The sequence below is a fragment of the Methanosarcina subterranea genome (assembly GCF_055385895.1).
In genome coordinates this window covers 2,081,678-2,105,014 of record NZ_AP042426.1, presented here as the reverse complement: position 1 = coordinate 2,105,014, position 23,337 = coordinate 2,081,678, and the positions used below count along the sequence as shown (strand labels likewise).

19 protein-coding genes and 1 pseudogene are annotated in these 23,337 nt (G+C 38.3%); 8 read left to right on the top strand and 12 right to left on the bottom strand.

Annotation, left to right across the window (positions count from 1 at the left end):
- Position 1 precedes the first annotated feature (1 nt).
- Both ACZ5A8_RS09255 and ACZ5A8_RS09250 read left to right on the top strand, forming a co-directional pair.
- Positions 2-1,405 carry a GTP-binding protein gene (locus ACZ5A8_RS09255; RefSeq protein ID WP_464533513.1) on the top strand — a complete coding sequence of 468 codons (1,404 nt, stop codon included), beginning with the start codon at positions 2-4 and terminating at the stop codon, positions 1,403-1,405.
- A gap of 593 nt (positions 1,406-1,998) precedes the next feature.
- Entirely contained in the window at positions 1,999-3,501 is a 1,503-nt protein-coding gene (locus tag ACZ5A8_RS09250) for a DUF2254 family protein (RefSeq protein ID WP_464533511.1), read from the top strand.
- Between the two features lie 41 nt (positions 3,502-3,542).
- On the opposite strand, the gene ACZ5A8_RS09245 is transcribed toward ACZ5A8_RS09250, so the two are convergent.
- The 3 genes from ACZ5A8_RS09245 to ACZ5A8_RS09235 form a co-directional block, all read right to left on the bottom strand.
- Positions 3,543-3,668, bottom strand: coding sequence for a hypothetical protein (locus ACZ5A8_RS09245; protein WP_464533509.1), 126 nt, complete (start codon positions 3,666-3,668; stop codon positions 3,543-3,545).
- A 433-nt stretch (positions 3,669-4,101) separates the two neighbouring features.
- Positions 4,102-4,641 (bottom strand): GNAT family N-acetyltransferase, encoded by a 540-nt coding sequence (locus ACZ5A8_RS09240; protein ID WP_464533507.1) that lies wholly within the window; start codon positions 4,639-4,641, stop codon positions 4,102-4,104.
- A gap of 2 nt (positions 4,642-4,643) precedes the next feature.
- Positions 4,644-4,790, bottom strand: a complete 147-nt coding sequence (locus ACZ5A8_RS09235) for a hypothetical protein (protein WP_464533505.1) — start codon at positions 4,788-4,790, stop codon at positions 4,644-4,646.
- A gap of 404 nt (positions 4,791-5,194) precedes the next feature.
- On the opposite strand from ACZ5A8_RS09235, the gene gnd reads away from it, so the two are divergent.
- Positions 5,195-6,130 (top strand): phosphogluconate dehydrogenase (NAD(+)-dependent, decarboxylating), encoded by a 936-nt coding sequence (gene gnd, locus ACZ5A8_RS09230; RefSeq protein ID WP_464533503.1) that lies wholly within the window; start codon positions 5,195-5,197, stop codon positions 6,128-6,130.
- Positions 6,131-6,416: 286 nt separating this feature from the next.
- Here gnd and ACZ5A8_RS09225 read toward each other — a convergent pair whose 3' ends face one another.
- The 5 genes from ACZ5A8_RS09225 to ACZ5A8_RS09205 all read right to left on the bottom strand — a co-directional run bounded on the left by ACZ5A8_RS09225 (position 6,417) and on the right by ACZ5A8_RS09205 (position 11,816).
- The gene (locus ACZ5A8_RS09225) at positions 6,417-7,526 is read right to left on the bottom strand and encodes an alkene reductase (protein WP_464533501.1); all 1,110 of its coding nucleotides are present in this window, start codon (positions 7,524-7,526) and stop codon (positions 6,417-6,419) included.
- A gap of 14 nt (positions 7,527-7,540) precedes the next feature.
- A complete protein-coding gene (locus tag ACZ5A8_RS09220; protein ID WP_464533499.1) occupies positions 7,541-7,819 on the bottom strand; it encodes a glutaredoxin family protein in 279 nt (92 codons plus the stop codon).
- Between the two features lie 85 nt (positions 7,820-7,904).
- Complete coding sequence (locus ACZ5A8_RS09215) at positions 7,905-10,088, bottom strand: amylo-alpha-1,6-glucosidase (RefSeq protein ID WP_464533498.1); 2,184 nt, start codon at positions 10,086-10,088, stop codon at positions 7,905-7,907.
- A 481-nt stretch (positions 10,089-10,569) separates the two neighbouring features.
- A complete protein-coding gene (locus ACZ5A8_RS09210; protein WP_464534080.1) occupies positions 10,570-10,803 on the bottom strand; it encodes a type II toxin-antitoxin system HicA family toxin in 234 nt (77 codons plus the stop codon).
- A 206-nt stretch (positions 10,804-11,009) separates the two neighbouring features.
- The gene (locus ACZ5A8_RS09205) at positions 11,010-11,816 is read right to left on the bottom strand and encodes a hypothetical protein (RefSeq protein WP_464533496.1); all 807 of its coding nucleotides are present in this window, start codon (positions 11,814-11,816) and stop codon (positions 11,010-11,012) included.
- Positions 11,817-13,274: 1,458 nt separating this feature from the next.
- Here ACZ5A8_RS09205 and tnpA point away from each other — a divergent pair.
- Positions 13,275-13,722, top strand: a pseudogene (tnpA, locus tag ACZ5A8_RS09200) (IS200/IS605 family transposase).
- 217 nt (positions 13,723-13,939) lie between these two features.
- Positions 13,940-15,277, top strand: coding sequence for a PKD domain-containing protein (locus ACZ5A8_RS09195; RefSeq protein ID WP_464533494.1), 1,338 nt, complete (start codon positions 13,940-13,942; stop codon positions 15,275-15,277).
- A 12-nt stretch (positions 15,278-15,289) separates the two neighbouring features.
- Here the strand turns inward: ACZ5A8_RS09195 and ACZ5A8_RS09190 are convergent.
- Both ACZ5A8_RS09190 and ACZ5A8_RS09185 read right to left on the bottom strand, forming a co-directional pair.
- A protein-coding gene (locus ACZ5A8_RS09190) for an IS1 family transposase (protein ID WP_464533492.1) occupies positions 15,290-15,972 on the bottom strand; the annotation gives its coding sequence in 2 pieces (ribosomal slippage) (positions 15,290-15,645 and positions 15,645-15,972; 684 coding nt in all).
- 404 nt (positions 15,973-16,376) lie between these two features.
- A complete protein-coding gene (locus ACZ5A8_RS09185; protein WP_464529292.1) occupies positions 16,377-17,663 on the bottom strand; it encodes a transposase in 1,287 nt (428 codons plus the stop codon).
- Positions 17,664-17,935: 272 nt separating this feature from the next.
- Between ACZ5A8_RS09185 and ACZ5A8_RS09180 the strand changes: the two genes are divergently transcribed.
- Together ACZ5A8_RS09180 and ACZ5A8_RS09175 are read left to right on the top strand one after the other, a co-directional pair.
- Positions 17,936-19,378 carry an AAA family ATPase gene (locus ACZ5A8_RS09180; protein WP_464533490.1) on the top strand — a complete coding sequence of 481 codons (1,443 nt, stop codon included), beginning with the start codon at positions 17,936-17,938 and terminating at the stop codon, positions 19,376-19,378.
- 19 nt (positions 19,379-19,397) lie between these two features.
- A complete protein-coding gene (locus ACZ5A8_RS09175) occupies positions 19,398-20,105 on the top strand; it encodes a hypothetical protein (protein WP_464533489.1) in 708 nt (235 codons plus the stop codon).
- Positions 20,106-20,134: 29 nt separating this feature from the next.
- On the opposite strand, the gene ACZ5A8_RS09170 is transcribed toward ACZ5A8_RS09175, so the two are convergent.
- Positions 20,135-20,719, bottom strand: a complete 585-nt coding sequence (locus ACZ5A8_RS09170) for a hypothetical protein (RefSeq protein WP_464533487.1) — start codon at positions 20,717-20,719, stop codon at positions 20,135-20,137.
- A gap of 308 nt (positions 20,720-21,027) precedes the next feature.
- Here ACZ5A8_RS09170 and ACZ5A8_RS09165 point away from each other — a divergent pair, with 308 nt between their 5' ends.
- Positions 21,028-21,804: a DUF7847 domain-containing protein gene (locus ACZ5A8_RS09165; protein WP_464533485.1), complete on the top strand. Its 777-nt coding sequence runs from the start codon at positions 21,028-21,030 to the stop codon at positions 21,802-21,804.
- A gap of 150 nt (positions 21,805-21,954) precedes the next feature.
- Here the strand turns inward: ACZ5A8_RS09165 and ACZ5A8_RS09160 are convergent, their stop codons facing one another.
- On the bottom strand, positions 21,955-22,863 hold the full coding sequence (locus tag ACZ5A8_RS09160; RefSeq protein ID WP_464533483.1) for a TIGR00269 family protein: 909 nt from the start codon (positions 22,861-22,863) through the stop codon (positions 21,955-21,957).
- Between the last annotated feature and the right edge of the window lie 474 nt (positions 22,864-23,337).

Here is a 23,337-nt window from a genome sequence, read left to right as displayed (position 1 = left end):
CATGCAAGATATTAGAAATATTGTCATTTTTGGTCCAGCGGGGTCTGGAAAGTCGACTTTGACTGGTTATTTATACAACTATGCAATGGGCACTAAATTTGATCTAAAAAAATTCAATGAAAATATTAAAAACAAACTAGGGGCCAATTATGATTCATCATGCAAATTCGCATATATAAGTGATAGATATAATGAGGAAAGAATTCGAGATCGAGAAAGACCCGACCCAGAGACTGGATCGACTAAGACTAAGTTAATGCATGCTTTCGAAATTAATTTAGAGGGCTTTGAGAATGTACTATATGTTTTAGATACGCCCGCAGCAAGTGATAGAACAAAAACGAGGCCTAGAGAATATATAAAAGGAATCTCTTTCGCAGATATAGGCATCTTCATGATAGATATAGGTACAGTTAAGGATTTTCAGACAAACTTGACAGAACCTAGCAATCAAAAAGATCTACAAGAGGCTTTGACCCCTTTAAGTATTTGGCTAAATTTTAGAGATAAAGATAAGCTAATAGTATTAATATCTAAAATGGACGATGTTAACTTTTTGCAAGAAGAATTTGAGAACGCTGTGACTTATATTGAAAGTATTTCTGAACCAATTTCAGGAATAGCATTACCAGTTTTTATAGATGTAAATAAAGAGGTTGATTATAATATATTAAACAAACACGATAATTTGTCTTGGTTTAAAGGTCAGACTCTAATTGAAATACTTAAAGATATGGATGAAAAGATAAAGTTACCACGGTCGGATAATAAGCAATTATTCATAAGTGTCTATAAAGAGCAAAGCTCAGCAGCAATTGGAAAAACTTTTAGAGGAAAAGTTATTCAAGGTACATTAAACACATCGTCTAAAATAAAAATTTCGCCTATTAAATATTTGAATTCAGAATTAAGTGATGTTTATGCAGATATATCAGAAATATATAATTTAGATCTAGAACCTGTAAATAGTGCCACGCCTGGAGATATTGTTTCGATTAGCTTAAAGAATATAAATACTGATAGAAAATATTTAGATATAGATGAAATATTCTATGAAACGTCAACTTGTATTTATGATGCCAATATGTCTACAAAAAGAGTAGAAGTTCTTCAATTTGAAGTTGAAAAAGTACCAAATACAGAGCAAATATCAAAAAATTTTGATTTACAAAGTATAGCACCCTCAAGGGATATTACGCTAATCTGGTTTGGAAAGACAGTGCCTTGCAAAGTAAAAAATATAACTATAAAAGATCATAAAATATTATTGACAATAGGTGTTATGAATAAACTTTCAGTCTCAGTACCATTAAACGACAAAAATGATTATATTTTTAAAGACTACTTATTTGAAGTGGATAAAACGACTTATTTTGAAGCTCATTTAATAGGAATTGGAAATTAATAATCTTTTAGCTTATTATAGCATATTTAGATTTATGAAAGTCTGAAGTCAAAGTAAATTAACAATTTTTCCTATTAAAAACAATTTAATAACTTCCCGAAGGAAGTCACAAAATAACTTGAATGAGTATATTTAAACTGAACGAAATCTATGGAGCCGCATATGAAAATGTTTGAGTACAGTATAAAAAGAAGTTATTTCGTGGCGGGTACTAAGTAAAATTTTTGCAAATTAAAAACTATTATATCATACTTATGACAGAAAAAATTGAGATTCATAGTTCAATTAATGATTCAAAATTAATATGGTTTTTAATAGTATTCTATTGCATAGTGTATTCTGCAATTTGGTATCTGTTATATTTATTTATTAATATAACTTCTCCAAGTAAAGAATCTTATCTATATCCGTTTTTAATAATTAGCCTATCTTTTCTTTTGAATATTCTGTTAGGTTCTTTAACGTCTTCGTCTGCTAATACTATTCTGCTTAATTCTTCAATAGTGGTTGCCATCTCGAAAATGACATGTCAGCTAAAACAGACGAAGACGTTACAGAACGTTTTGTCATATCTGTTGAGAAACATATATATATTGGGATATTTTGTAGAACGCATTACATATTATAGTATCCTCCTTTTCATTATAGTAAGCGTTTTACACTTTTTATCAATATCCATTGGACGTGAACATATTGATCCAGATAGTGCAAGATATTTATTAAGTACTGTTATACAAAGTGAAGCTACGATATTCGCTTTAGTGGTAACATTAAGTTTAATTGCAGTACAACAAACAGCTTCTTCATATTCTATAAGGACAATTGAAATCTTTAAAAGTTCTAAAATCAATTTCGATTTTTACTTAGTATTAACACTATATATTTTAATAATAACTTACAGTTTGTGGGTATTAAAACAAATAGCTACTATTAAAAAAGGTGTTTTATTACAATTTGAGCACGTTATTCTGTTTAAACATTTTGATCTTAATATAGAAGTTGCTTATATTTTGGCAATTTATGCTTTTTCTATTTTAATTCTATATACCATCCATACATTAGATCTGTTAAAACCTTCAAAAATAGTTCAACTTTTAGCTGACGAATTCGACTTTAAATTCAAACAACAATTAGATAATAAATACAAAGAAAGCGACAATCCAATAAATCAACTTGAACATATAATATATAACTCACTAGCTAGTCACGACTTTATAACAGCTAAATATGGAATTATAAAAATTCAAAATTCCCTGTCTTCATTACAAGCTAATAACTCCATAGAAATCAATGATGACAATAAGACGATAGAAAATCTGATCCATTCCCATAAAAAGATAGGTAAGTATACTATATTCCAAGGTGACCAAGACTCTACTATCGAAGTTTTGAAAAACTTTAATTTAATTGTTAAAATTTGTATTGATAAGCAGCCAAAAGGGATTTCCATAACCAAGATTTCTCCAAATTTGGAAGAGATGTGTATATCTGCAATATTTTATAGAGACTATGAATTAGTATCTCAAATCTTAAATTGTCTTATGTCCATCTTTGATCAGGGAATTGACAAATTAGATGATAAAGAAAAGAACTATTTAGTCACTCAAACTCAAAGAGCGCTAAACGATATTGTGAAATACTTAAGTGAATTTGGAATGATTTATGAAATTAAGAAAGTGGTTATATACTTTGGAAAAATCGGAGAAAAAGTGATTAATGAAAAAATGAATTTTACGACCTTGTATGATGTGTTAGAATATATTGACAATATAAAAGAAATTGCTAAAAGAATAAAAAATGAAGATTTGTTGATTGAAACTTCGAGTTCTTTTCAAAAAATTGTAAAATTATTACTACACCATATTGATGCTGAAGTTAATGGCAATATTGAGGCAGCCCCAAAATTTGCTGCTCGCATTGCATTGGAATCTCTTTGCGACATTTATAAAGAATCTAAGAGAAGGAATTTTAGTTATGCAAAGATAACAGTTGGATTAATCTTACTGGAAATTTCTAAAGATGTTAAAGATTACAATATATCAGGTTTAGAAGAAAAATTGAATTGTATACAAGATCAAGATAACAATCCTCTATAGCTGTTGAAAATGCTAATTAAACATATACTTTCAGTAGTTCGCTAAAATCCCTTTCTTTTTTCTCCATTTAGCGCAAACACTCCACTACTCTCCTTACCCTTAACGTTCTTCTTAGCCATTCCTCGACAAGCATCTAGAAATGCAGCAGTTTTTGCATTTGAACCCACTTTCGGCAGGTCGACATAAAAATCTATTCAATTTTTCTCTTGATATCGTTTTTTTCAGAACTTTTAAAATTAAATTTAAATTAAAATTTACCAAACGTTAACCATAACATCATTAATATATAATTATGCTAAACTAGAAAAATGGCAAATTGGATTAGATATATAGTCCGTTTGAAATTGATTTTTTACTTTATCCATAAAAATAACAATAAATAATATTTAGATGTTAGGATGTGCTTGCTGCCGAATGTAGGTTTGAACCCCTATCGCAGATTTAATAACCTACATTCGGCAGCAAGCACATCCTAACATCTAAAATCCTTAATTGTTATTTTTTGCATTTTCATTTAAAAACAGTATCATACGGACTATATATTTAACACGATTTATCATTTATCTAATCTATTCCAAATACATATTTATTATATTATGGTTAACATTTAATAATTTTTGATTTAAATTGAAGTTTAAAAGTTCTGAAAAAACGTATCAATAGAAAAAATAAATGGATTTTAATGTCGACCTGCCGAGAGTAGGTTTCATAGAAGCCGATTGATTCTTTTTTTGAATCTACAAGAATGTATCTGCAACCTACACTGTCGCAAATTGATAACGCTTTACCTATCCCGGCAAACAATAAGTATGTGCCTACTCCTCTTCTTTCAAATCTCGAGTCTACTGCTAATCGTGCAATTTTAATTCCCGGATATTTGCTGTACTTATAGCGCTTGAGTCCATCTGACACATATATTTCCTTAGTTCCGATTGTGTCCGTTGCTAAAGTAATATATCCTGCCAGTTCATCTTTCCAGAAGCATAGATTCGTTTTACTGATCAAATCTTCCTGATCGTTAAAAGCATCTTCTTTCAAAAAATCATTTAATACAGGACTTGCACAACTAAAAGAAGAAAAGTCATTGATTTCAGCCAGAGGAAATATAATAAGTTCGGAATTTGGAATAATAGAAGACAAACTCAAAACCTATTTTTATCATATATCTCTCTAGCTTTTTTGAACATCTCTACCATTTCATTGGTCACTACAGGATTCTTTTCATTTTTTATGAATTCTTTTGCGTCCTCTCCTTCAAGGACAAGCCCGAACTCAATAGGTTTCGACATAATAATTCCCTCTGTTTATGTGATTTAATAATCTGTTATTATACTTATATATCCCTATTGATGACTCTTTTTCAGACACCATAAGGCGAAATAGCTGTACTGCAGTAATAGGTCTGCCAGTGATCGCCCGATATCTGCTCACTTCGCGAGCATGCGGGCGTGGAGGGAAGTTTTCAGGGTTCTATGTAGTCTACAGGGGCTACGATAAATTTTCAGTAAGCTCTGAAGCCAGTCCAGAAAGTCGACCCCGGTTCTGTAAAGCTTCGGGAAATAAGAATTTTTTTCAGCTAATATAGAACTATAAGTATACCCATCTCCAATCCATTTCCCGAAGACTTTACAGTAACTAAATGATCTTCACATATAAATTTGAAAATAGTTAAACGGAAAAGAGGGGTCTGAAGATGGAACTTGGAATAATAGGGCTTGGCAAAATTGGGGGAAATATTGCCCTTCAATGTACGGAAAAGGGGATAAAGGTTGTCGGAAAAGCCAGGGGTCCTAAACCTGAGCTTACTGGGAAAGGCGTAAGAGTTGTGGAAGAATATGCAGAGTTTGTAAGTTCTCTAAGAAAACCCAGAGTAATTTTCCTTTCCCTGCCAGCAGGCCAGACGATTGACAATGTGCTAAAAGAGCTTTTACCTTACCTTGACAAAGGAGATGTGGTCCTGGACGGAGGGAACTCTTATTATAAAGATTCCATACAAAGGGAAGCCGAAATTTCAAAACAGGGAATTCATTTTGTGGACTGTGGGACCAGTGGAGGGGTTGAAGGAGCCAGACATGGGGCATGTTTTATGGTTGGGGGAAAACCTGAGGCGGTAAAAATTTGCGGACCCATTCTTAGAGCCCTGGCAGTGGAAGGAGGTTATCTGTATACGGGAGCTCCCGGAAGCGGGCACTTCGTAAAACTTGTGCATAATGGAATCGAATTTGGAATGCTGCAGGCTATCGGAGAGGGGGTTGAACTTCTGTGCAGGAGCGATTTTGACCTTGACCTGCCCGATGTTTTCTATGTCTGGTCAAACGGCTCGGTCATAAGAGGCTTGCTGGTAGAACTAATGGAAAAGGGCCTTAAGGAATTCGCTTCGCTTAGAGAAGTACCCGATTATGTGGAGGATACCGGAGAGGTCAACTGGGTCGTGGAAGAAGCCATCGAAAAAGAAATACCGGCTTCCATAATTACCCAGTCCGTAATAGAGCTGTTCAGATCAAGAGATAAGGACAGCAATGCGGCCAGGGCTGTAGCCATAATGCGCCACGGTTTCGTGTGTCATCCCTTTGGAAAGGACGAATATATCGCAAAGGAGAGAAAGATTAGCAGGATTCATTCCATTTGAGAAAAGAGCGTGAACAGGAAAATGCATCTTACCGGTTCGAATCTAAGAGCAAATCTCCCTTTGCTGAGGATTTGGGCTCAAATCCTCAGAGCCTGCAGATTAATTGGAAGAGTTATTCCATGTGGGACCATCCTTAAAAGGATCATCCCTTACAAATATGACCCTAGCCGGGGCTCCATCCAGATTACCTTTAATGGAAGGGGTTCTGTAAAGTCTTCGGAGGCTGAGAATTTTTTTCAAGCTAGTATAGAAGCTACAAATATGCCTGCCCCCCGAAGGCTTTACATTACCGTGTTTGAGCCTCGTCATCTACGACCAGGGCCGGATAGTCCGTATAACCTTTCGCGCCGCCCCTGTAGAAGGTGGACACGTCCGGCTCGTTCAGCGGCGCATTCTGCCTGAAGCGCTCTGGCAGGTCGGGATTGGCCAGGAACGGCACTCCGAAGGCGATCAGGTCGGCCTCGCCGCTGGCAATGGCTTTGTTCCCGCTCTGGAGGTCATAGCCGCCGTTCAGTATGAATGTCCTTTCGAAAATTCTGCGCAGGGTAGGCCCAAGCCGTGCCTCGGGTGGCACGAACTCCGTCCGGCCTCCGATGGACTCGATTAAATGAAGGTATCCCAGGCCCGTTTTGTTCAGCTCTCTGGTGAAATAGGAAAAGGTCTCCCTGGGATTGGAGTCCGACATAGAATGAGCGGTATTGTGCGGAGAGATGCGGTAGCCGACACGGTCGCCGCCCCATATCTCGATGACGGCTTTCGTGACCTCAAGCGGCAGACGTACCCGGTTCTCAAGGCTGCCGCCGTACTTATCGGTTCGCTTATTGGACCCGCTCCGCAGGAATTGGTCCAGCAGGTAGGTGTTAGCGCCATGGATTTCTACCCCATCGAAGCCAGCGGTCCTGGCGTTCTCAGCCGCCTGTCGGAACTGCCTGACGATGTCCGGCACCTCGTCAGTCTCGAGAGCCCTGGGCACCGGAATTGGCTTTTTTCCACCTGGTGTGTGGACAAAGCCTTCGACGGGTAGCGCGGATGGTGCGACCGGCAGATCGCCACCCAGTAAGTCGGGGTGAGAGATCCTTCCTACGTGCCAGAGCTGGATGAAAATCCTGCCGCCAGCCCTGTGAACGGCGTCTGTTACCTTTTTCCAGCCAGCAACCTGTGCCGCAGAGTATATGCCCGGTGTATGTATGTAGCCTACCGCCTGCGGGCTAACCTGAGAGCCTTCGGAGATAATCATGCCTGCCGAAGCTCGCTGCACATAATAAGTGACCATCAGTGGGACCGGGGCGTCGGCATCCCCTGCACGGTTGCGGGTCAGCGGCGCCATAATTATGCGGTTTGGCAGCGTGAGATCGCCCATCCGATATTGTGAAAAAAGGTTCTGGTTTCCTGCCATGATGACCGTCTCCATTAAGCCTGGCTGGTTGTTGGTTCGAGATTCTCCGATTTCAAAAGCTGCTCAAACCTCTCCGGATTGAACCCGATGACCACAACATCGCCTATCCTGACAAACGGGAAGCCTATATCGCCGGTGCCCTTCATCATCTCGGACGCTATCTTATTTTGCTCACTCTCGCTGGCGAGATCGAAATCTATGAAATCGAATGGTATGTCTCTGGATCGGAAAAATTCCTTTGTTTTCCTGCACATCGGGCAGGTGCTTATGGTGTAAATCGATACTTTTGCCATACGATCTCCTAATTCCTAATTCTATTGTTAATCCGGTTTCCTTCAATTTTTTTATTTAGTTCCCGGCATCTTTTAGTTCCCAGCATTAATACTCGATGACCACACTGATATCCCCGCTCTTCTTGGATACATTGACCAGCGTCTCTCCTTCGATCCGCCTGAAATTCAGATCTGTCAGCGTGTTTCCTACCGTCACGTTATTGAGCTGCACATTGTCCAGCCATGAAGGCAGATGAGGCTTGTTGATGATCAGCCGGTTGTTCAAGGCATCAGGAGCTATGCCCAGGCAGGCTGTGAGCATAAATGGCATGGTCCCAGAAGCCCACGCCTGCGGGCTACAGGCTACCGGATATTTCACTGGGATGCGGTACTCCGAGCGGGCCAGCCCAGAGAAGCACTCCGGCAGACGGTATTCCTCGAACGCCCTGGCAGCCTCGTACATGCCCGTGAACAATAAGGACATTTCATTGATGAACCCATACTTTCTCAAGCCCATGGTAATGATCGCGTTGTCATGCGGCCAGACCGTGCCGTTGTGATACCCTAGCGGATTGTACCGCTGCTCTTTCGAGGACAGTGTGCGAATGCCCCATTCGGTAAACATGTCGCCTCTGAAAATTCTGTCGACCAGATATTCTACATATTTTTGATCAATGATTCCTGTCCACAGGCACTGCGCCGGGTTAGATGATATCACGTCACATATGCCTTCCGCATCCAGTGCCTGAGCGAAAAATTGCCTGTCTTTCATCCAGAACTGCCGGTTGAATCTCTCTTTCAGTTCTCCTGCCTCTTTCTCCAGCCTGGCCGCGTCACTTTCCCGGCCCAGCTGCCTGAGCAGCGGCGCAAGTTGCCTTTTCGCCATGTATACGTATCCCTGTACTTCGGCAACGGCGATCGGTTGTTTCGCCAGCGTGCCATCTGAGCGGCTAATCGAGTCGGGAGAGTCCTTCCAGCCATGGTTATAAATGCCCAATGGGGATTTCACCGCATAGTAGGCAAAGCCATTTCCTTCCATGTTGGCGTGAACATCGATCCATTTCAGGGCCTGGTTAACATTGCCTTCCAGCTGCTTGACCAATTCGATGTCTCCAGTCCAGTTCACGTATTCGGTCAGGAGGATCAGGAACAGGGGCGTGGCGTCGACAGTACCGTAGTACGGTGTCTGTGGGATCAGGTTCAGGTTAGCCAGCTCGCCCAGCCTCAGTTCGTGAAGAATTTTACCGGGCTCCTGGTCCCTCCAGTCGTCTGATCTGTTGCTCTGGAATTTTGCGTTCACCAGCAGCGTGCTCTTTGCCAGCCCCGCCTCGAAAGGCAAAAGCTGGAGTGCCGAGATAATGCTGTCCCGCCCGAATAGCGCGTCGTACCAGGGTATCCCCGCCGAATGAAACATGTCTCCCTTAAGGGTCATACGCATCATGTTCAGGTCGGCAAGCGAGCGAACCATAATGCTGTTGAAAATGTTGTTGCTGGTCGGTATGTAGTCGCAGCATTCGAGGGCTGCGACGTAGGACCTCATGATCTGGTTCATTCGCTGATCGGGATTTTCCACTGGCCGTTCCGGTTCCTGGCCGGGCTTAATCTCCTCTACGGAGATTTCCACATTAACTGTCTGCAACCCGTGTGGGGCTATCTTCAGCTCGAAGGTGCATACTTTCCCTTCTACACTCGTGGGCGATGGTTCAAATGCGATAATCGTGTTGCGACGAAGCTTATCATCCCCCTCATAGGATAAGTAAAGGTTTTTACCATCGTACCTGGCTGGTAGCACTTTTGCAGGAGTCGGTGGGGCGATGCCCCTGATGGTGAACATATCTGCGAAATCTGCGTCGAACTCAAAAGTCAGGTTTAAGGTCACAGGGAACGTGTTGAAGTTCCGGATGGTATGGCTTTGCCGAATGCAGCCCGGTATGACCGTGGCCAGAGTGCCAAGAAGCGTTTCTTTGGCGACGGTGATACCCATGCAATCCTTCAGTTCGGGGTTGGTAACCATAAGAGTTGATCTGAACCCCCTCTCGTCGCTGGATAAAACCTGTGTTGGAGGCGTGTCCATGAGTCGAATTAGAAAACCGCTCAGGTACCTGCAATCGTGGTAATAAAGGCCATACCCATAATTTTCTATAATAGGTATCTCGCCATTCTCTTGCGTTACGAACGTCAGCCCATCGTCCCGTATGACCATCTCGTTGATAATGCTGTTAGATAGGGTATGCTTCTTGTATATGTCCCACGCTTCGCGGATTCCCTCTCGTTCAGAAGGCTCTGGCATGCAAATTCCTCACAACCTAATACCAATTTTTTATAGTAAATGCAGCCTTCAGGACATGCTTTGCCTTCAGGTCGCTTCTTACAAAAACTACATGGTCAGATTGGTCACATATTCAAAGAGTTATCCTCTCTATCGTCATTGACGTAATCGAAGTTTTTTCCATATAGTCCCACTATCCTAAGAATTATCTTTGCTATCCACATAAGCCTGCAAAATCAGTAGCTACGTTTTCAGCTGATTCTTAGAATGTTATTTACCTCTTCAATGCTCCCGCAATCATTAAACTGGTTACTGAACTGGTTATTATCTCAGCGCTTGGCACCCTCCCCATTGTGCAACGCTTACAATTTAACCTTGAATCACTAATACCAGTTCTGGGTAAAAGCTAATAAGATAATTATTATGGAATTTTTATTTAAATATTCGTAGCTTGCCTGATGAACTGTCGGGTATTTAAACCACCAAATTGCATTCTGAAAAGTCAAAAATGGCGTTTTGTAAAAGTCGTAGTAAGTCTATAATATAGAGTAACGTTCGGTACTGTGATATCAAGAGGTGTCCCCTTAGCAAGTCTTGTATGTAAAGGAACAATTTTCCCGTAAGTTCCTTCATTAGTTATCTCTTGAAGCGATACGTGGTTTCTTTTTTGTCTCACAACAATAAATCCAGCCTTCTCTAATGCATTTACAAGTTCTTTTCCGGTATAACTGGTAATTTAGACATTGGAGACTTCTACAAGGATCAGGTAAGGTTTGGAAACTTGTTGCGGTAGGTCTTCAGTCCCGAGACTCTCAATGTACAGTTCTATTTATTTCCTTTCTTCAAAAAAATTATCAGGATTTTTTTGAGACAGAAAATTCCTCTTTGCAGTTGTTGTGCCTGCGACCTTAATAAACGGAGATGGAGAGAGTGGGAAAGGTCTCACCAGATACTTGGAGTGTAATTTAATTTGATTTCATCAACTTTGTCGGCAGGTAGGCCAACGTTTTCGAACATTTCCCTGAACACTGTTCTGTACTCCTCTTCAGAGATTTCTTGTCCGGCGCTGCCTGAGGGCATCGAAATATCTGGACGTACAAGTCCCGAACTGCTCACATAGATACTGTACTTATTGGAATTATGCATCCGAGTGATGGTAGTTTCGGGGATAACAAACCTTACGTACCCAATCTTTTTATCATTTCTGTAAAATTTGTCCTCATATTTGTCCCCATTCCACGTATCAGGTCCAGTGACAGCTTTTGTGCTGCTCTGGTTCAGGTAGGTATAGACTGCTGGAAAATCCACACTTTCATTTATAGTCAGACTCACAAACCCTTTCTGGTCTGGTGCCTTATTCTTTAGCTTTTTAAGTAATTCCCCGGAATCAGTTTCGTTAAGTCCTAAACTCATTCCGAGCATCTTAAGCATCCAGGAGTCGTCCGGAAACATGGAAGGCAGCTGTGGAGTAACATCACCGGCGTCATCATGATGCGAATAATTATAGAGTGTTACAAGCGTTTGATTATTCTCATCCTTTTTAAATTCGAGATACGTATTTAAGTCGTAGTAGAGCTCGACTCTCGATACCCTGTAGTCTATTTTAAACCTCTTCTCAAGCGATTCGACATTTCCAGGTTCTATCAAATATGCTTTGTCCAGTCTTGTATAGAGTCCACTGGGATCATATCCTGCTTTCTCTGCTTTTGTGACAATGGAATTGTAATCAATGGGTCCGATGTCAACCATATCTCCATAATAATAGGCTTGATCACAACTGCCAATTAACATAAAAAGCACAAATAAGCTCCCATAAAAAAGCACAATCAAACCTGTAGGTATTAATAACAAGTATGTTAAAATTTTAAGGGGTTTATTCATCTCAGGAACCTCCGATTTCATGTTATTTAGCAGGATATGCCCTTCTTAAAACCTGAATGTCAGAAAAAAAATCTCAAAATCCTTTTATTCAAAGATGGCTAAAATTCATCCCTTGTTGATTATTTGTTTCCAGTATGTACTAATGATTTTAGGTAATGTGAACTCTTCGGGAACTATGAGCATATTTTTGGTTAGTCCCAAAATCATAAAATTGTTCCTCTTCTAAAGAGTTTGCCAACTCTTATAAATATTTTTATATGTTTTAAAATTCTGAAGGTTTTGAAAATTTATGTAATTGAAGGACTTAAAATAAAGAAATAATATCAAATTCAATCCACTGATTAAGCTTTTTATGCATAATGGCCCACGGTCTTCGTCTGTGCCAGGGTGGGAAATGACATCTGGTCAAAGGCTGTTGCTGCGGGCGTGTTCGAGACGAAACCCATTGAGGAGGTCAAACCCACTTTAGCTCGTCACAAAGCTTGCTAAGGAGAAGCTTGATAGGAACCGGAAGAGACTATTGAGGAGCGCAGGAATTTCGAGTCAACAGGGCGTTAAGGGATCCTTACGCCTAAAAACATCTTTTTTGTCATTGAAATCATTCACATTATCTACATTGAACACGGGGATGGGATAGGTTCTCGTCCCCGAGATGATTCCACTGGAAATTTATCGAAATTTCTGTAACTTATCCATCGGGATATTGTAAGGAGCTTGGCTAAGAGCGTGTCTTAAAATTCAAAACATTTCTACATTTGGATAGTGGGCATTGTTGATTTTAAACTCAAACCGTAAATTTTTACATTGAACTTATTTGTTTTATGTATAAAATCAAGTACATTAGACATCATGGTTATAATTTACACTTTAGGCATTTAACGGCTTAATATACCGTTTTTCAGTTCAAATGCATAAGTCCCATTCCAATTGTAGGATCAGATTTAATTTTAAGACACGCTCTTAGACAAGTTGAAAGATTTTGTGTCAGATTAATCTCAGTTTCGGTAATAGTGTGAGAAGAAGACTGTACTTAAAACAAGAAAAAAGTCATGGTTTATTTGATCCGATAAATAATGTGTCTGTATCATCACAAATCAAAAAACTTAAGTATATATCGAGTATACATTCTGCCGATTCTCCTTTTCTCCTTTTTGCCAGTGGTCGCCGATATCTGCTCACTTCGTGAACATGCGGGCGTGGAGGGAAATTTTATGAGGAATTTATTTCAGTCGAATACCCCGCTAGCTTGCTGCGGGGATGGAAAACTTCCCCGATAACCGTTGTAAACTAATTGATTTTATATTCTTAATTACCTTTGTACTGTCGATGGAATTAAGACATGCAGACCATTGTGTCTACAAAATAAGATACCATATGATTTTTTTGTGTGAAGTATCGCAAAAAACTTCTTTTAGAAAGTGAGCTCATAATATTTTTGAAAAATACATGTTTTGGCATTAGTGAAAGATACTGTTTTGAGTTTGATGCAATTGGTAGTGATGGTGATCATGTCCATCTTTTTGTTGGTGCTGAGCCAAAATACTCTCCTTCAAAAGTCATGCAAATTATAAAAAGCATTACAGCAAGACAAATCTTTAAAGAATACACCGAGATCAAAAAATAGCTTTGGGGTGGTGAATTCTGGAGTGATGGAGATTACATTGGAACTGTAGGAGATGGAACAACTTCCGATGTTATCAAAAACTATGTTCAAAACCAGGCAAACCAGGAAGAAAAAGAAGCATATCAGCAAATGAAAATATTCGATTTTTAATAGCCATTAAAACCAGAGCGCTGGCGCAACTTTGATTTGTTATCTTAAGTGAAGCTATCCTAATGCTTTTTAATTTGAGTTATAAATGTCTTTTATAAGTAACAGAGATTAGAATTTACATTGCTGCTATGATTATGTAATGGATAGTTATTCTATCAATATATTAAATGAATAAAGAATTAAAATAGTAGTTAAGATTGTTACAGAAAAGTCAAAATTGTTTAAAGATTATATTATTATAAAGAAAGTAGAAAATATTTGGGAATATAAGTGGGGAGGAAATATGAGAAGTAAGATTATTTCAATAGTTTTAATTGCTATGTTTCTAACTTTGATTCTGCCTATAGTATCATCAGCCGGACGAGAAACTCGACTCACATGGGATATTAGTAGTACAACTGGAATTCCTACTGTTTACGGTAACAAAGTAGTATGGTCATACTGGCATGAGATTGATGTATATGACGTAAAAACTGGAAAATACACCACGATTAACATGCCTACAAATTATACAGGAGATCCAGCCATATACGGTGATAAAATAGTATGGTCTTTTTTTGATATATATGACGGGAGTTACGATGGACTTTGCGTATATGATATTCCAACTTCTGCAAGTTCACTAATAACAGGTAATGTGTCAAGTAGGATTTCTGATATTTATGGCAATATAATTGTGTGGTCTCATCAGGATAGTGCCTATAACACCAATATTTACATGTACGATATTTCAACTCACAGACAAACGAAGATAAACACAATTGGACATGCAGAACTCCCTGCAATTTATGGCAACAAAATAGTGTGGATGGAATATGGACGTAGTGGAAGATATACAGATAACAATGGTAATAGCTACACTAAATCGGATATCTATATGTATGATCTTTCCATTAAGAAGGAAACTCGAATCACTACCAGTGGAACAGCATCTCTACCTGATATATATGACAACAGGATAGTATGGATAGACAAGCGTAATACAGACGACTATTTAGGTGGAAAAGGGAATATCTACATGTACGATCTCTTAACTCGGCAGGAAACTCCGATCACCACAGACGGGTCAGCATTCGAGCCTGCTATAAACGGTAACAGGATAGTATGGAAAGATTTTGACAAGGGACGTATCTATATGTATGATCTTTTCACTAAGAAGAAAACTCAGATTACTACCAGTGGAACAGCAGTAAGTCCATCTATTTATGGAAACATAATAGTGTATGGAGATTATCGTAGTGCTCCTCCCGGTGATTCGTATTGTGATGTATACATGTATGATCTTGCCGCTAAACCCATAAAACCACAAGCTGCATTTACTGCGGAGATGACTTCTGGAAAAGCACCATTAACAGTATATTTCACTGATAAAAGTACTGGAGGTACACCAACATCTTATTACTGGGATTTTGGAGACAAAACTACCTCGAAACATGCTTATACTGCTAAACATACATTTACAAAACCAGGGAATTACACTGTCTCATTAACAGTTAAAAATACAGAAGGTAGTAGCACAGAGAAGAAAACCAATTATGTCATAGTAACAAAGTAAAATTAGGTATTGTTAACTAACTATAGTTGCCTCTTTATTTCTGTATTTCATCAATAGAAGGACAGAGTACTTTAGCATTTCAATACTCTTAGTATAACACTTTGTCTTTCTTCTCAACCTTGCCAGAAAGTGCCTCAATATGCTATTATATCCTTCGACTGTATACGTTTCTGCTTTGGATTGAGTATGAATAGCTTCTGGAAGAAACTCTGCATATACCCTCCAGTGATCAGTCATCACTTCTCCAATCTTTTTCTTCTCTAATTTTTCCCAGATTAGTTGTCCAGTTTCCGTTCCTCTGCTACCAAAAGAGCAGTCGATGAACTTTTTCCCAACTCTATCAACAGCAATCCAGATCCAGCAATATTTTTTTTGTTACCGATGTAAGTGTGCATCTCATCCAGTTCAACAATAGATATCTCATTTTCGCTTTTTAGGTCCTCTACCTCCTGACCAAATTTCTTTATCCATTTTTGGACAGAAACATGACTTACCCCTAAAAATCGCCCTATTGAGCGAAATCCTAATCCTTCAAGATAGAGTTGCAAAGCCTGTCTCTTAACTGAAGTGGAACTAGCAGTTGATTTTATCTCTACTGAATAGTTATATCCACAATCATAGCATTTGTATCGTTGACGTCCACTAACTATACCGTTCTTTTTATGATTCGAACTCTTACACTTTGGGCAGTTCATGCAGAACTATAGTTTCTCATGATATATATCTATATTTAAGTACCAAAGCCTAAAATTAAACTTAATTGGGAAGAACGAAACATGAAGGCTAAAGGGTAGTGAGATCATTAAGTAATTCTGAAAAATGGATTCTCACAATCCAGTCTTTTCTTAGAGCGTGTCTTAATATTTTTTTACCATTATCTTTGTTTTTGAGTCTTTTTAATTTTTTATGGTTCTTCTCCAATTTTAAAAAAACAATTGAATTTCACCCAAATCCCTTAACATTTTTCCTCATTTTGGAAAAGTCGCTCCACTAATATCTAGATTTTGTACATCAATTTCTTATTTTTGCCATAATTATTCGATAGCTACCGCTGTAAAGCTGCAGATTAAAACTGAAAGTTTCCATTTACTCTTTACTTTTATCCATACTGGAATCTTGCCCTCATTAAGGGTGAGAATCCTTTCCATTTACCAGTACTGAAACACCGTTTGTTGAAATAAGTAAATAAATTGTAACAAAAATTAGTTAGGCCACTATCGGTTTTAAATGATCTTGCTTTGTCTACGATATCACCTATCAAAGAAAATATCTGTTCCATTGTATTATCTGTCTCAGGTGTAAACCCTTTTTTCAAGAAGCTTACATTTTTCTTGAAAATCTCTTCTGCATAAGAAATCGCTTTCTGAGACGCTTTTGAAAGTTCCAGATTAGAGTAGAATTCTCGTATCTTTTGAATACATACAACAGCACTGATGACCGTATCAGAACGTATCAACTGATATATTTCATTGGACACAACCTTATCATTATCTGGAATATCTTCAACAGAGTTGAATTCTTCATAGTATCTCTTGCTAACGTTTTTTAATTGATGAAACACACAAAAGGAGTGAGCTACTTCAGGGAAGACACTCTTTACAGCTCCAATGATTGCTTTATCTTCATCAGAAACAATTTTTTGTATTTTGCCTTCAGGAAATCGGTTTTTTATTCGTCTGAAAAGAGGAATCAGAGCTTCAATCGTTGGTAATCTGTCAGTTACCTCAAAATCCAAAACTACCTTTTCTTTAGTAGCAATAACGTAAACAGATTGATATCGCATTTTTTTCCATTCTTTTTCTGTAAGCTTTCTTCCAATCAACTCTTCAAGTCTCTTTTTCCAGCCTTTTTTGATCCAATCCCCATCAACATACAATGTTTCATCAAAGCCAATCTCTTGATCTAAAAGTTCTTGCTTTGAAAGTTCTGCATGTTTCTGTTCATATAACCATAATGAAGTTGCACAAGGAGCTCTACCACAGAAGGCTGTCAAGCCTTCTGTATATGTTTCTCCAATTTGCCGAGAATTGTGTAGACTGCATCGTCCATCATATCTAACATTCATTTGTTTATCATAATATTCAGAACTGTAATTTGCAGAACCAGGAACACCAATAATCTGATCATGAAAAGGTTTCTTACAAACAGGACAAAACCAGTATGTAACATTGAGAGCTATAGTGCCGTGACTTGATAAAATAAAACGAGTGTAGTGAGAGTTCACATGTAACTTATTGCCACAATCAGCACAATGAGTAGGAGATAATACGGAAAACATAGGATAGTATCGATTTCCAACCAAAACTTTTGGCAAAGGAATCATTATTTTACCGTCAACTACCGTTTTTATCATTGACTTATCTATTGCGACATTTCCTTTTCCCATAAATAGAAAATTTATCTCAATATAATTAAAATTTTATTGTTTTGCATGATTTATGGAGAAAATATGAAGACCAGAAAATAATAAAAAGTCTCTAAATTAGAGGAAAAAGGCTTTGAAAGCTATCTTCCTGATGGCTCATATAGAGAATATAGTGTAAAAGACTTACTAGGTACAGTTTGCGTTCCTACTTCAAAGATGCAAAATATTGTTGTGTCGGGATTTAACACAAGAAAGGAAGTAACTTATATTGGTGATAATCAAAGCCTAGAAGAATGTATTCTACAAATTTTGAAAAGAAAAATAAAAGAAACAAAATACTGAGGAATAGTTTGTTAAAAAAAGTAACTATCGAGAATTTTAAGGCTTTTAAAGATTTGGAAATTGTTATTAAGCCATTGACTATACTTGTTGGGCCTAATAGCGGAGGGAAAAGTAGTATTCTAAATGCCATAAAATTGATAAAACAAACCTTAGATGAAGGGTCCGAGATTCTGCAATTTAATGGTACCATCGATTTTGGCAAATTTGAAGATGTTGTCCATCAAGGTTCTCAAAAAAAAGAGATGAGATTTAGGTTTGAATTTGAAGACAATACTTATTTTGACGTGTCAGTCAAAGAATCTTACGATGGTGAAATAATCACAACTGATTTTTCATGTTACAATGGTGAATTCGAGTATAATATTGAAGGCGTAACGAAAAGTGCGAATATTACGAAAATGGATGCATCATTCATACCAACGAAATTTGCTTTTAAGTCTGCAAAAAATAAAAGTCTGTTCCAAGGTATAGATCCGGTGTTATGTAGAAATAGTTTTTTTTATACAATAGGCGATTATTTTGAACAAGAAGATAAAAAATCGCTATTTGAATCTGTGTTCAATGATTATTCTTCACAATATCCTTCATCAAACATTAGCGAAGAAGAAATTAAAAATTGTTACTACAAAATTTTGAATTCCTATTCTGAGATCAAAATGGAATCTAATAAATTTTATGAAAATGTTAAACTCAAATTTAAGAATATTGAATACATAGAGCCGCTAAGAGATACTGCGAATCGAAGTTATAAACTTACAGAGGAAAATAAAGTTGGCTTTAAAGGAGAATATGCAGTCCAAGTTCTTAGTTCAAATGTTGACCTGTTAAAAAGAGTTGCTAAGATATTTAACGATCTAGATATAGCCAAAGGGCTAAGACCTTCAATAAGCAGTGACAAAGAAGCTATTGAATTAAGAATAGTAACTCCTATTACAAATCCAAAGTATGGCGTAAATTTTGCAGATGTTGGTTGTGGAACCTCCCAAATATTGCCCATTATTGTACAAAGTTTATTAGTTAAAGAAAAAACATTAATAATTATTGAACAACCTGAAGCGCACCTCCATCCTAAAGTTCAAGCAGAGCTAGGCAGCCTTTTTGTTGAATCAATCAAAAAAATTGAAGAATCTAAGTATATAGTTGAAACTCATTCTGAATATTTAATTGAAAGAATAAGAACCCGTATAATGAAGGAACCAAAGCTAGCCGAAAAAGTCGCAATCTACTATATCGAACAAAACGAAAAGAAAGCCTCTTCGGAAAAAACAGAGATCATAATTGACTCTAACGGGGATTATTCTGAACTTCCAAAGGACTATTTAGTTAATATAAGCATAAGAGAAATTGATGAACAGTTGGATATAATGCTGAATGATAAGAAACTATCTAACTAAAAGGATCGGTATATCAATCATGATTCCTGATTTTGTAATAGATTCTGAACTATTCCTTTTATTTAGCCCTATGAATAACAACTTTGATCGTATTAAACATTACTTCCGTGGAGAAATTCTCTATGAAGAAGATGAAGAAATTATCAGAGAAGCAAAATGTTTTCTTGAAGTTTTAGAGAAAGTTAAAAGCTCTAAATGTGCAATTGCTAGAAATGAGCCTATTAAAAAAGAGTACTTAAAAATAATAGAAACCTATGATAATACTCTCAAAAGAAAATTTATTACTATGATAGCTACACGATCTTGCTGGCATCATAATAATGAAACATTTACAAATGATCATAAAGAAACATTTAAGGGTACTATACTCGAAGGAAAAACTCACTATATTGATGCTGCTAGCCAGTGCGAAGACTATCGAGTCATTGTCTCGACTAAAAAATATACTGATGAGTATTTAATTCATGAGAATAAATTGTTAGAGTTTGAAGTTGATTGTGAACATGTTTGTAAATTAAAAAATAGTTTGGAAGAAAATAACACGAGTAAGTTTTCAGGTACTGGAGACTCAAATAAAATTGGAAATAAATCAGAGAATAAGAAAACCTTGCTAAGTAATATGAATAGATTTCTCATTTTACAACCAACTGCTGCAGGAGTAGGAATAAATGTTAATGAGTTAATTAAATCTCATTCGGAAAATAGAGAAAATAATGATCCCATTTAACTCTTTAAAGTTTGCTGTTTTAAAACCCTTCACTTCCCTGCATCATCAATCTCGAACTTAACTCCCCGTCTTTTAAGCTCTTTTATAATCTCTTCCATAAACACCCCCGGTCCCGGAGCATGACTGTGGTGAAATTCCTTAACTTTTCCGGGCTCTCCGCCGACACTGGTTATTTTTACGCCGCAGGAAGGACTTTTCGGAACGCCGACTATTCTGATGCTTACGCAGTTTGCTGCTAGGTCTTCGAGCATATCCGCAAAGGGGGTGAAGATTTCCCTGCAGAAGCGCCTGTAGGCTGGGTGGTCGAGCTGGTCTTTGGTAACTTCCCTGCGTCTTATTCCCAGGTACATCGACTCGGGGCAGGGGAGCTGAATAACGTTTGCACCTTTAGGGTCAACAGTGGTGGTTGGCTTTGCTCCTTTTACTCTTGCAAGGGGGTTGAGCAGGCAGTGTCCCAGGACAAGTACTTCTTGCCGGATGTTATCGGTTTCAGGTTTATTCGGGATTGTAAACTTTCTGGAATTGGTGGAATTTTCGGGGTCGGCAGAGTTATCCCGGGCTGCATGGGGGTTGTAGTTTTCCAGCTTTTTCATGTGATCGCCTGTTGCTTTCATTATTGATTGTCACTATTTTTATCTGTACCGAAATAAGAGATTATATATTTATCTTCTGCATATGTATGCGAAAATGGTATATGTGAGCCTGCAGACGAACCCCATTTTTGCAGTCAGTCAGGACGTGGCTGTTGAGGGAATGCAGAGCCGCTGCCTTTAGAATTGGAAGGTCGTGTCACATGCATGAAGATTTTGGAACAATAGTGAACAGAGGGTTCAAGACCTGGGTTAGAAATCTAAATATTTGTATTCCATATGTCCTGAATTTTTTTGTTAATTTGATTCTCTATATTTTTTTCTTCGGTATAATGGGCGTATTACTCTTTGCCTCAGGTTCGGGGAGTGTAATTGACCCTCAAGCTCTTTCTACTGAGGAGCTTTACTCCATAATCTGGGAAGGATTCACGGATAATATTCCAACCGTGCTGGCTGTAACTATTGTTTTTTTCCTGCTTGGCACGTTCTTACAGGCGTTTTTCACAGCAGGGGCAATCGGGATGGCAAAGAAAGCTTCTGAGACCGGGGATACCGTATTATCGGATATGATCAGGTCCGGTTCTAAAAACGCTTTCAGGCTTTTTCTCACAAGCGTGCTTGTAGCCGTCATGCTTCTTGTGGGCATTGTATTCATAGTGCCTGCAGCCCTTACAATCGGGGATATGAGCGGTCTGATAGAGAATCCGCAGGCAACTGTGGAAGGTATGGGCACGCTCGCTATAGGGATCCTTATATGGGGAATCTATATCCTTGCCATAAATATCGTACTTTCCCTTGCCCCTTATGCCCTTGTAATCGATGAACTTGAGCCTCTTGAAGCTCTGAAAACAGGTTACAGGTTTTTCCTGAAGAATAAGCTGGATGTTTTCTTTATCTGGATTATTTCTATCGGGCTTGCTTTCATCAATAGTTTTATCGGTGAGTTTCTGGGCTCTGAGAGCATCCTGCTTTCAGGCATTACATACATTGTCCCGGTTCTCATACTGCAGCCGCTTACTGCGGTCCTGTGGACGCGCCTCTACCTTACAGGTGAGGAAAAGGAACTCTATAACCCTTCTGACCTGCTTTCCGACCCGGCAGGATTTTGAAAGATTCCTGAAACTGGAAGACTTCTGAAACCTGCACTTTTCCTTATTTTTACACTTTTTTTGACTTTATTTTTCTTTCCCTTTTCCTCTCTGCTTCCCTTTTCCTCTCTACTTCCCTTTTCCTCTCTGCTTCCCTTTTCCTCTCTGCTTTCAGGCCCTTCCAAGCAGTTTACATGCCTGGCAGATATCTTCAGTACAGGTATCCCCGCAGATTCTGCATTTTTCTACTTTTGCAGGAGGAAGCTCCTTTGCAAGGGCTCCTACGAGTTTGTCAAAACCCCGTAGAAGGGAATATTTGGTGCCGGGGTGGTTTGTCTCAAAGCCGTTTAATAGTTCCCTTATTTCTCCTCGAAGAGCTTCCCCTGCATACGGGCACTCGCTGAAGTCAACAGGCAGGGAGTTTATCAGGGCATAGAGTGCTACTTCCTTTTCAGGAATATTTCGCAGGGGCTTTGCCCGCATTACGAGCCCTTCAATTGCTACAGGAGGTGCAAGCCTTACCATGCGCTCCATATCTCCCCTGAAATGGTTGAGGAGAATGGTCTGGGCTTCATCATCCAGGTTGTGCCCTGTTACCAATTTCGTTGCCCCTATTTCAAGCGCTACCCTGTTAAGGATGCTTTTCCTTAGAACCCCGCAGTAGCTGCATGTACCTTTTTCCCGGTCCATTGCAGCCAGTTCATCCATTGTAACGCCATGATCATCTCTAAAAGACCTTATGATATGACGAACTCCCAGAGTTTCGGTAAGTTTTTTTGCAAGCTCAAGAGAGTGAGGGCGGTATCCGTGTATTCCCTCGTCAACTGAAACTGCCACTATCTGAATATCAGGTCTATCTCCCAGGATTTTATGCATTATATAGAGAGCAACTGAGCTGTCCTTTCCCCCGCTCAGAGCAACAGCTATTACATCATTTTTCCTGATGCTGTAATCTTTCCGGATAGTCAGCTTGATTTTCCTTTCTACATCCTCTATAAAGTGTCTTTTGCAGAGATGCATACCTGAGTATTTTTGAAAAATGATAGCTTCATGGTTGCATTTTTTACATTTAATTGTCATTTGAAATCCTTTTGAAATCCTTTTTTCTACTCTGGATAAATAATCTGGAAAAAACGGAAAATGCGTATCTGCGGAGTCCATTTATATGCATCATTTATGGACGTTTACTAACATTTATACGCGTTTTAAATAAGTTTTCTTTTAATGAAGAATTTTACTAGAATTTAACTACCGCTTAATTATAATTTAACTGACATATAATATATCTGATATATAATTTAACTGATATATAATTTAACTATAATTTAACTATAACTTAACTATAATTTAATTGTAGAAGGCTGCTTTAGGAAAGGGAGCCCTCATATATATGGTTTTTTACGTGCCTTTCGAAGAAACCGGAATACTTTTTTACCCTCGTCTGAAGGCTTTCTTAACTTTATTCCTGAACTATGTTTCCAAAGGTATATCCTTCTCAGCAGTCAAACCCTACTTATTATTCAAGTATTCAAATAATTACAGGGGAAATATAAA

Excerpts from the sequence above, each read along its gene's own strand:
- ACZ5A8_RS09160 (WP_464533483.1), bottom strand. The coding sequence starts at position 22,863 with ATGACAATTAAATGTAAAAAATGCAACCATGAAGCTATCATTTTTCAA.
- ACZ5A8_RS09255 (WP_464533513.1), top strand. The coding sequence starts at position 2 with ATGCAAGATATTAGAAATATTGTCATTTTTGGTCCAGCGGGGTCTGGA.
- gnd (WP_464533503.1), top strand. The coding sequence starts at position 5,195 with ATGGAACTTGGAATAATAGGGCTTGGCAAAATTGGGGGAAATATTGCC.
- ACZ5A8_RS09170 (WP_464533487.1), bottom strand. The coding sequence starts at position 20,719 with ATGAAAGCAACAGGCGATCACATGAAAAAGCTGGAAAACTACAACCCC.
- ACZ5A8_RS09205 (WP_464533496.1), bottom strand. The coding sequence starts at position 11,816 with ATGGTTGACATCGGACCCATTGATTACAATTCCATTGTCACAAAAGCA.
- ACZ5A8_RS09180 (WP_464533490.1), top strand. The coding sequence starts at position 17,936 with ATGTATTCTACAAATTTTGAAAAGAAAAATAAAAGAAACAAAATACTG.
- ACZ5A8_RS09215 (WP_464533498.1), bottom strand. The coding sequence starts at position 10,088 with ATGCCAGAGCCTTCTGAACGAGAGGGAATCCGCGAAGCGTGGGACATA.
- ACZ5A8_RS09165 (WP_464533485.1), top strand. The coding sequence starts at position 21,028 with ATGGGCGTATTACTCTTTGCCTCAGGTTCGGGGAGTGTAATTGACCCT.
- ACZ5A8_RS09220 (WP_464533499.1), bottom strand. The coding sequence starts at position 7,819 with ATGGCAAAAGTATCGATTTACACCATAAGCACCTGCCCGATGTGCAGG.
- ACZ5A8_RS09225 (WP_464533501.1), bottom strand. The coding sequence starts at position 7,526 with ATGGCAGGAAACCAGAACCTTTTTTCACAATATCGGATGGGCGATCTC.
- ACZ5A8_RS09175 (WP_464533489.1), top strand. The coding sequence starts at position 19,398 with ATGATTCCTGATTTTGTAATAGATTCTGAACTATTCCTTTTATTTAGC.
- ACZ5A8_RS09185 (WP_464529292.1), bottom strand. The coding sequence starts at position 17,663 with ATGGGAAAAGGAAATGTCGCAATAGATAAGTCAATGATAAAAACGGTA.
- ACZ5A8_RS09235 (WP_464533505.1), bottom strand. The coding sequence starts at position 4,790 with ATGTCGAAACCTATTGAGTTCGGGCTTGTCCTTGAAGGAGAGGACGCA.